6 protein-coding genes and 1 pseudogene are annotated in these 7,699 nt (G+C 51.1%); 6 read left to right on the top strand and 1 reads right to left on the bottom strand.

The genetic code is table 11. From position 1 onward, the window contains the following. Positions 1 to 480 precede the first annotated feature (480 nt). The 6 genes and pseudogenes from KJ970_21235 (at position 481) to KJ970_21210 (ending at position 6,904) form a co-directional block, all read left to right on the top strand. Complete coding sequence (locus tag KJ970_21235; GenBank protein MBU2693449.1) at positions 481 to 1,110, top strand: hypothetical protein; 630 nt, start codon at positions 481 to 483, stop codon at positions 1,108 to 1,110. 200 nt (positions 1,111 to 1,310) lie between these two features. Then, entirely contained in the window at positions 1,311 to 2,141 is an 831-nt protein-coding gene (locus tag KJ970_21230; protein ID MBU2693448.1) for a nucleotidyl transferase AbiEii/AbiGii toxin family protein, read from the top strand. A 776-nt stretch (positions 2,142 to 2,917) separates the two neighbouring features. Beyond that, positions 2,918 to 4,213 (top strand): annotated as a pseudogene (ltrA, locus tag KJ970_21225) (group II intron reverse transcriptase/maturase). Between the two features lie 244 nt (positions 4,214 to 4,457). Further along, positions 4,458 to 5,426, top strand: a complete 969-nt coding sequence (locus tag KJ970_21220) for an adenylate/guanylate cyclase domain-containing protein (protein ID MBU2693447.1) — start codon at positions 4,458 to 4,460, stop codon at positions 5,424 to 5,426. 222 nt (positions 5,427 to 5,648) lie between these two features. Then, positions 5,649 to 6,242 carry an HNH endonuclease gene (locus KJ970_21215; GenBank protein MBU2693446.1) on the top strand — a complete coding sequence of 198 codons (594 nt, stop codon included), beginning with the start codon at positions 5,649 to 5,651 and terminating at the stop codon, positions 6,240 to 6,242. Positions 6,243 to 6,271: 29 nt separating this feature from the next. After that, positions 6,272 to 6,904, top strand: coding sequence for a hypothetical protein (locus tag KJ970_21210; GenBank protein ID MBU2693445.1), 633 nt, complete (start codon positions 6,272 to 6,274; stop codon positions 6,902 to 6,904). 432 nt (positions 6,905 to 7,336) lie between these two features. Here the strand turns inward: KJ970_21210 and KJ970_21205 are convergent. After that, positions 7,337 to 7,699: hypothetical protein (locus KJ970_21205; protein ID MBU2693444.1), on the bottom strand; the 363-nt coding region annotated here is incomplete at its 5' end.

Raw genomic sequence — 7,699 nt, 5'->3', positions numbered from 1 at the left:
CCGCAAGTCGAGCAGATCTCCCCGGATAAGGACGTAAACTTTCACTGCACAACCGCGCCATTTACCGTGTCCCCCGGACCACAGGGCTTTGTCATGTTGTGCTGACTCGCCCCGGGGATGTCGGCCTTCTATGGCGTTCGTGTTCCTCGGCTCGCAGTTTTGCCGCCGGCTTCCTTCGGACCATTCCTCGCGGGTTGGCCCTTGCCTTGAGCTAGCCGTTGGCGTCATCATTGATGACGGTGGTCCTCCTACAGGGGACTTTCACCCCTTGAGTCCACGCCCATGCCGGGCGTACACAACAGCATGATCGATTGGCGCCGACACCGATTCTGGAGCCGTGCGTGTTCCTGTGAAATCGGCCACCTTGACAGGTTGAAGTCGGCCGGGTTGCGACACATGAAATAGTCACGGGCGAGATGAGTCTACTTAGGGCGATTTTGAAGCTTGTCGGCGACGCAAAAACGTGCTAATTTTTGCGTCATGAATCAAGATAGAATACACGCGCAATCTGTTGCCAATATGATACTTAAATCCATTCGTGGACATGGGCTTGGATGGGTCTTCACCCCGGCTAACTTCAAAGGTGTCGGGAGCCGCACTGCTGTGGAGAGCGCACTGCGGCGCCACAAAAATGAGGGCACAATCCGACAACTGGCTAGGGGACTGTACGACTATCCTCGCACGGATCCGCAACTCGGCGTTCTGGCTCCCTCGATAGACCAGATTATTTCTGCCCTTGAGGTCCGCGATGCCGTACGGCTCCAGCCTTCGGGGGCCTACGCTGCCAACCTCCTAGGCCTAAGCGACCAAGTACCCATGAAGGTCGTCTTCCTTACCGACGGCCCCACCCGGAAACTGCAGGTGGGAAGTAGACAGATTCTGCTAAGACATACCACGCCCCGGAACATGGCAACGGCCGGCCGAATCAGCGGGACAGTCATCCAAGCGCTCCGATGGTTGGGGCAGCGACACGTCGATGATCGAGTGACGTCAATCCTCAAAGGGAGTCTAGATGCCAAGGGCAAGGAGCAACTTCTGAAGGACATCCACTACGCACCGATCTGGGTTGCCCATGTTATCCGCGCGATCGCCAGGGAGTGCCAATCCTGATGGACGGATACCTTAGGATTCCTGCCGAACGCCGTCGCTTGATGTGTCAACAAGCACAAGCTCAACTTGACTTGCCGGACACATCCCTGGAAAAGGACTACTGGGTGTGCTGGATTCTCAGGGAACTCTTCGGCCTTCCCGAGTGGGCTAAAAACCTCACTTTCAAGGGATGAACCTCTCTCTCGAAGTGTTGGGGTTTAATCAGCCGGTTTTCCGAGGACATCGACATTGTGATCGACAAGGGCTTCCTCGGCTTCGGCGGCGAGGATAGTCCCGAGGACGCGCCCAGTAAGAAACAGAAGAAGAAGCGTCTCGATGCGATGAGGGAAGCAGCGCAATCCAAGATTTATAGTGACTTGATGCCAGCGTTGGCGGCTCGCATTGGCGCAACTCTGCCGGAGTCTGACATCTGGGAGCTGGTTCCAGCTTCGGAGGACGAAGACCCTGACAGGCAGACACTATTGTTCAAATACCCAATAGCCATGCCCGATACTCATGCCTACGTTCGCCGCGTGGTGAAAATCGAGCTGGGTGCCCGGTCAGACAACGAGCCTGTCGAAGAAAAGGAAATATACCCGTACCTCTTCGATGCTTTCCCAGATGTTCTCGGCTCCAGCAACTTCCGAGTAAGGGCTTTGGCACCGGAAAGAACTTTCTGGGAGAAAGCCATGCTGGTGCACGAAGAGACTTATCGTCCTGTTCATAAGAAGAAGAGAGATGCGCGCATTGCCCGCCACTACTACGATCTTTGGTGCCTAATCACCAAGGGCATTGCCGCGAGGGCAGCCAATCGCGACGAGATTTTTGCCCGCGCGGCTCAGCACCGAGAGATCTATTTCAGCTGGTCGTGGATGGACTACAGCACACTGTGTCGAGGTTCGCTCCGCTTAGTGCCCTTGCCGGAACAGGAATCAGAATGGCGCCAGGATTACCAAGCAATGCGTGACGAGATGTTCTTTGACGAGGTACCGAACTTCGACGAAGTTCTGCATGTGGTGGGTGGGTTCCAGGAGGAGTATAACAGTGTCTGACATGTCGGCAGGTCATGTAATAGTTGAAGAAACCAAACTCAACCTATCAAGAGGCAGATTATTCGGGTGAAGTGTGGGCACAACAATTACATTCTCGCGCCGAGCCAAGCTCGGGACGTTGGGATAGGGACAAAATCCCTTGAAATGCGTCACAGTCACCCATAGGTAAACCTGCCGAAGGCAGGGATAACCACACGGCCAAAGGTTAGCCACCAGGCCGGAAGCTGACCCGAAGTGCGATCTCTGAGAGGAGGTGTGCGAAGCAGAGGGGAAGCGAGTGCGCAGGCCGCGCTATTGAATCCCGAAATATGTATAGTTGCGGGCTTTAGGATAAGCGTCCTCCGGGACGCTGAAAGTCGACGGTTGAATGGCCCGGAAGACAGCAGACCGGTCACCGCTATGGCAAGGTGGACGGTTCCCGCCGGGATCTGAGAACGGGGCATGTGCACGGAGGGTGGCCCGGGAACTCGGGAGGGCCTCCTGTCTCCTGCACAGATGAAGCCGGAAGACCATGGGAACCGGTATAACAAAATCCCCGGCGTCTGAGGGAAGACCGGGACCGCCGACTCAGGCGAGCCTGCCCCAGTGGGCGGGAACACGAAAGCAAAGAGTCACAGGTATCGGAAGGGAGTGAAGAGCGAACCGACCGAGATGGGCAGAGGCAGTCTTAGCAGATCATATTACCGATGAAGGCGGGGAAGTGAAGCCCAAGCGACCCGCTGGAGGAAAGGTGATGCCGGGCATGGTTTTCGCGATGGCGAAACACAGGAGAGACTTTGAGTTCACCAACTGTGTCAACGACCCTGTCGCGGATTGCGGAGGAATCAGCACGCAATCCAGGGCGGGTGTTCACGACCTTGGCCCATCACATGACCATGGAATTTCTGCGGGAAGCGTTTATGCGCGTACGCCTCGAAGCAGCCCCCGGTATAGACGGGGTCACTTGGCGAGTGTACAAGCTGAACCTATCAATCAATCTCGAAGGATTACACAGGCGACTCCGCGAGGGACGATATAAGGCCCCTCCCGTACGCCGAGCGTGGATCGAGAAGGAAGATGGCCGACGCCGGCCCCTTGGGATTCCTTCGCTGGAAGATAAAATTGTCCAGCGAGCCGTGGCGATGCTCCTGGAGGCGGTTTACGAACCGCTGTTCTACGACATTTCCTACGGATTCCGGCCGGGCCGAAGTGCGCATCAAGCCTTATCGTCCTTGCGGACACAATGCTTGACACTGAACATCAGCTGGATTGTAGATGCGGACGTCAGTAACTATTTCGATGAAATCGATCACGGACACCTACGAACCTTCCTCAAAAAGAAGGTCAACGACGGAACCTTACGGCGACTGATCGGCAAGTGGCTCAATGCTGGAGTACTGGAAGAGGGCCAGTTACGCCAGCCCGAAACCGGTTCACCCCAAGGGGGCGTGATTTCGCCCATCTTGGCTAACATATACTTACACCATGTGCTGGACGAGTGGATTGTGAAAGCCGTGCAACCGCGCCTAAGCGGAAGGAGCTTTATACTACACTTCGCTGATGATTTCATCATCGGCTGCGAAGAGCACACGGACGCGGAGCGCGTATTCGCGGTCCTCCCGAAGCGGTTTTCCCGATTCGGACTTACGATACACCCGGCCAAAAGCCGTCTGATTCAATTCGGCAAACCTGAAGGGAAAGCAGGGAAGGGCACCGGGACATTCGACTTTCTCGGATTCACCCACTACTGGGGGAAGACACGGAAAGGGGGATGGACTATTAAACGCAAAACGCGGCGTGCACGCATGGCGCGAGCACACAGAGCGATATGGGCGTGGTGCCGCGACCACCGGCACTGGAGCATCCCCGAGCAGTATCAACGCTTGAAGGCGAAGCTCCAAGGCCACTATGCTTTCTACGGAATCCGAGGCAACTACAAGGCACTGGAAGTTGTGTATGAGTATGTGGACAAGGCATGAAAACACTGGCTGGAACGACGCACGCGAAACGGATACATAAGATGGGACGACTATGATACAATGATCAGGCAGGTGTTTCCCCTGCCGCGACCGCGGATAGTACATTCGTGCTGAAATGGGTAGCAACGGCCATGCGCTCACGGCGGGCGATCGCTGTGAGACTCCCCGGATATAACGGGGAACCGAGGAACCGGATGAGGGAAATCTTCACGTCCGGGACTGTGGGGGGCGCCGGAGGTAACTCCGGCTCCTACCCGGAAGCGGATTCGCTTCGCTCCCCGCTGATGCTTGGCGTTGGCGGACCACAAGGGAATTCACCAGACAGTGCTATTATGAAGAATTGAGAGGAGGAATACTGATGGCAAATGAGTCTCAGCGTAAAACCAAAGGTTCAAAATCGAGAACAGTAAATCGCAAACCAAAAAGCAGACCAAATGTGAAGAAAATAAGTAAATCCACAACAGTAAGCAATGAGACTGAAATTGATAGCAAGAATCACCAAAAGGACGTTTTACTTAAGGATCGCTTTGATGCTCTTGGTCAGATCTTGAAATTCAAGCAATTCCTTGGGGCTTCATTTGAGCCAACGATTTCAGATTCAGAAATTATCGTTTGTTTCGCTGATGTTCGTGGATTCACCGCATATTGTCATGAGCTGCAACAGGAAATGCAGGATCGTAAGATTCAAAATTTTCTTCGGCGATACATTACTGTCTTTAACGAAGGCCTCGTTGCGTGGTTTGTTAAGAAATTGGACGAAAAGTACACCACACCTAATGAGAATCATTTGAAAATTGCGGAGTTTATGACCCCTTCGATGTACAAAAACCTCGGCGATGGCTTGATGATCGTATGGGAAATTCCTGCACATCTTGATTTCCCAGCTCAAGGTAATCTCAGTCAACAAATAGTTCTCGCAATCGATGAGATGTGCAAAAGGTTTTATTTTCACTTTAGAAATTTACTCCCAGTTGAACTTGACTGTTACTCGAAACGGGTACTCGACTTGGAATTTGGAGTTGGTATAGCAAAGGGTCATGCATGGCGTCTTGACTATGGTCATGCGATTGATTATGCGGGCTCGATAATAAATCTGGCCAGTCGTCTTGAAGGTTGCGCACGTCCATCAGGTATTGTTGCACACTATGATGTATCCACTTGGATGTTTAATCAGCTCGTCAAAGAGGGAATGGGCAACATCGTAGATATTACCAACCTTAAAGGGTATACAGCAGTTAGAGCATGGATAAGTTCAAGTGTGGATATCAATCAGAATAATTTTACAAAACCAAAATCCAATAACAAAACGCTAAAAGTGAAAAAGTAGGGTCATTATATCCTTTGCATTACACCCTGGATATGACAATACTTTCGGAGACATCCAAATCAAGGTGTTACAGATTTCACATAGATAACTATGAAATGACGTAGACAAACGAGACAATTAATGGTTTTCAATAGAAAACCAATGCCAACAATCGGCTTCACCGGATTCGCTACGCTCACCGGTGAGCCGTGCGTAGACATTCTATAAAACGGTAAAATTATAATGTCATTATCTCCCAAGATAAGATTTGAAATATTCAAGCGTGATGATTTCACCTGTCGGTATTGTGGGCGCAAAACCCCTGAAGTCATATTAGAGGTCGATCACGTTATTCCTATATCCAAAGGTGGTGACAATGAAATTGAAAATTTAGTGACATCCTGCTTTGAATGCAATCGTGGAAAGGGCGCAACACTCCTTGAAGCAGTTCCTGGCGAGCGCGATCTTCATGAAGCGGCAATTCTATTGGCAGAGAGAGAGTTGCAGTTGGCCGAATACAATCATGTCAAGGAACTCTCGAGAAAAAGGGAACAGGAGGAACTTCAAAAGCTTGAGGGGCATTTTGTAACTGCAATAGAGGACTGTCCTCATGAGTACTCCTCTCGAGAATTTCCGAGGCAACTCGTTCGCCAAGCGCTAAAGATAATAAGCTATCTTGATATTCTTGAATATGTTGAGTATTCCGTTTGGAAAACAGCGCATGACACAAGGGGAGATTATCACAATGTAGCAGCGGCGAAATACCTGTCGGCTATCTTGCGAAACCGCCTTCGAGAAAAATTGGCAGAAAAGAACAACATTCAAGACGTTGAATAACAAGTCATTACAAAAACGGGAGGGGATTAATGGCAGATCTTAATGAAAAGCGAACGAATCGTCTAAAATTGATACATCGGTTGTATGATTTATGCGAAGGAACCAGGAGCAAAGCTGTAAGCATGTGGGGAATCGGCGAGGAGTTTGGGTGGCCACGCAGTGAGACGCAAAGTATCGTTGAATATCTTGAAGGCGAAGGCTTGCTTGAATATTCAGATCTTGGAGGAAATATATCCCTTACCCATAGAGGTATTGTCGAAGTTGAAAAGTCCTTGTCTAAGCCTGATGAGGCCACAACATATTTTCCGCCGGCAGTTAATATTATTCATATTGGGCATATGGAAAAATCTCAGATCCAACAAGGCACTGTGGACAGCCGACAAGAATTAGTTGTGCCTGCGGGGCTTGAAGAATTGGCCGGTTTTCTAAATGAAGTGCAAGAATTCCTAAAGATTCCGGCTATACGAGATGATGAAAAATCGGAAATAGAGTGCGAAATCGATACAATTGAAGCGCAAGGTAGATCTCCAAAACCAAAAGCAAATATTGTTAGAAGCAGCTTAGCTGCCATTAAACAGGTACTCGAGGGCATCGCGGTGGATGGCGCCGCGGATTTAGCGGCCAAGGCCGGAGAGTTTATAATTAAGTTGTTCGGGAGTTAGTATATAGATGTCTAACGACATTTTGACCCTATCGAGGGCGCTTGTCACAGCCTCCATAGAAAGAGATGTCAAGACAAAAATCTCCCCATCGCTCGATGACGGGTTCATCGAACGTCCCCATGATGACTCCCTTGCACAATAGACGAATGGATCTCATTCCCGTCTCCCTATTGCCATTTGCGCCATGCCCGCCTTCGAAGCCAGTTTGTTCTTCGTGCAGCAAAGATTGAACCAGCCTTCCATTGGGACCTTTATGGCCATCGCTTCATTCGGTTCTGCGAGGGGGGCTATCCTCTCGCTTGGAGTCTCTCCTCTACTCCGGAGGACCCAGCCGTGACATTGAGCCTTCCCCTCGACCTCTTGCGCGGAGATGATCGACAAACCGCAGGATCCGGGAATATTAAAACCCTGATTTCGACCTACTGCCCCAGGCTACATCGCTTGTCGATACATCTCCGGTTGGTATCTCTCCTCTCTCTTCCACATCGCCAAGACGATCGCTGCAATCTTTCTGGCAATCGTCATCTTCGCCAAAGTTGGTTTCGTACCGTTCCGCAGCAGACGCTCATAATCATCCCGCAACGGGTGCAGGGATCGAGTGTGGATGATGATCGTCGTTGCCGCGCCTTTTAAATTGGCCTTCAGCATGTGGTTGAATTCACGGTTCAATCCACGGGTATGATCCAGTTTTCCGCGAACCCATTGATCGTCTCTCCGGATCCAATCCGATGACGAACGAACGACGACACCAAAACCGCAGTAGGACCAGAACATGCGCTTTGTCCGGAACCGATG

This window comes from Candidatus Eisenbacteria bacterium (assembly GCA_018831195.1).
Taxonomy (GTDB): domain Bacteria; phylum Eisenbacteria; class RBG-16-71-46; order CAIMUX01; family JAHJDP01; genus JAHJDP01.
This window is presented reverse-complemented; position numbering and strand designations above follow the sequence as displayed.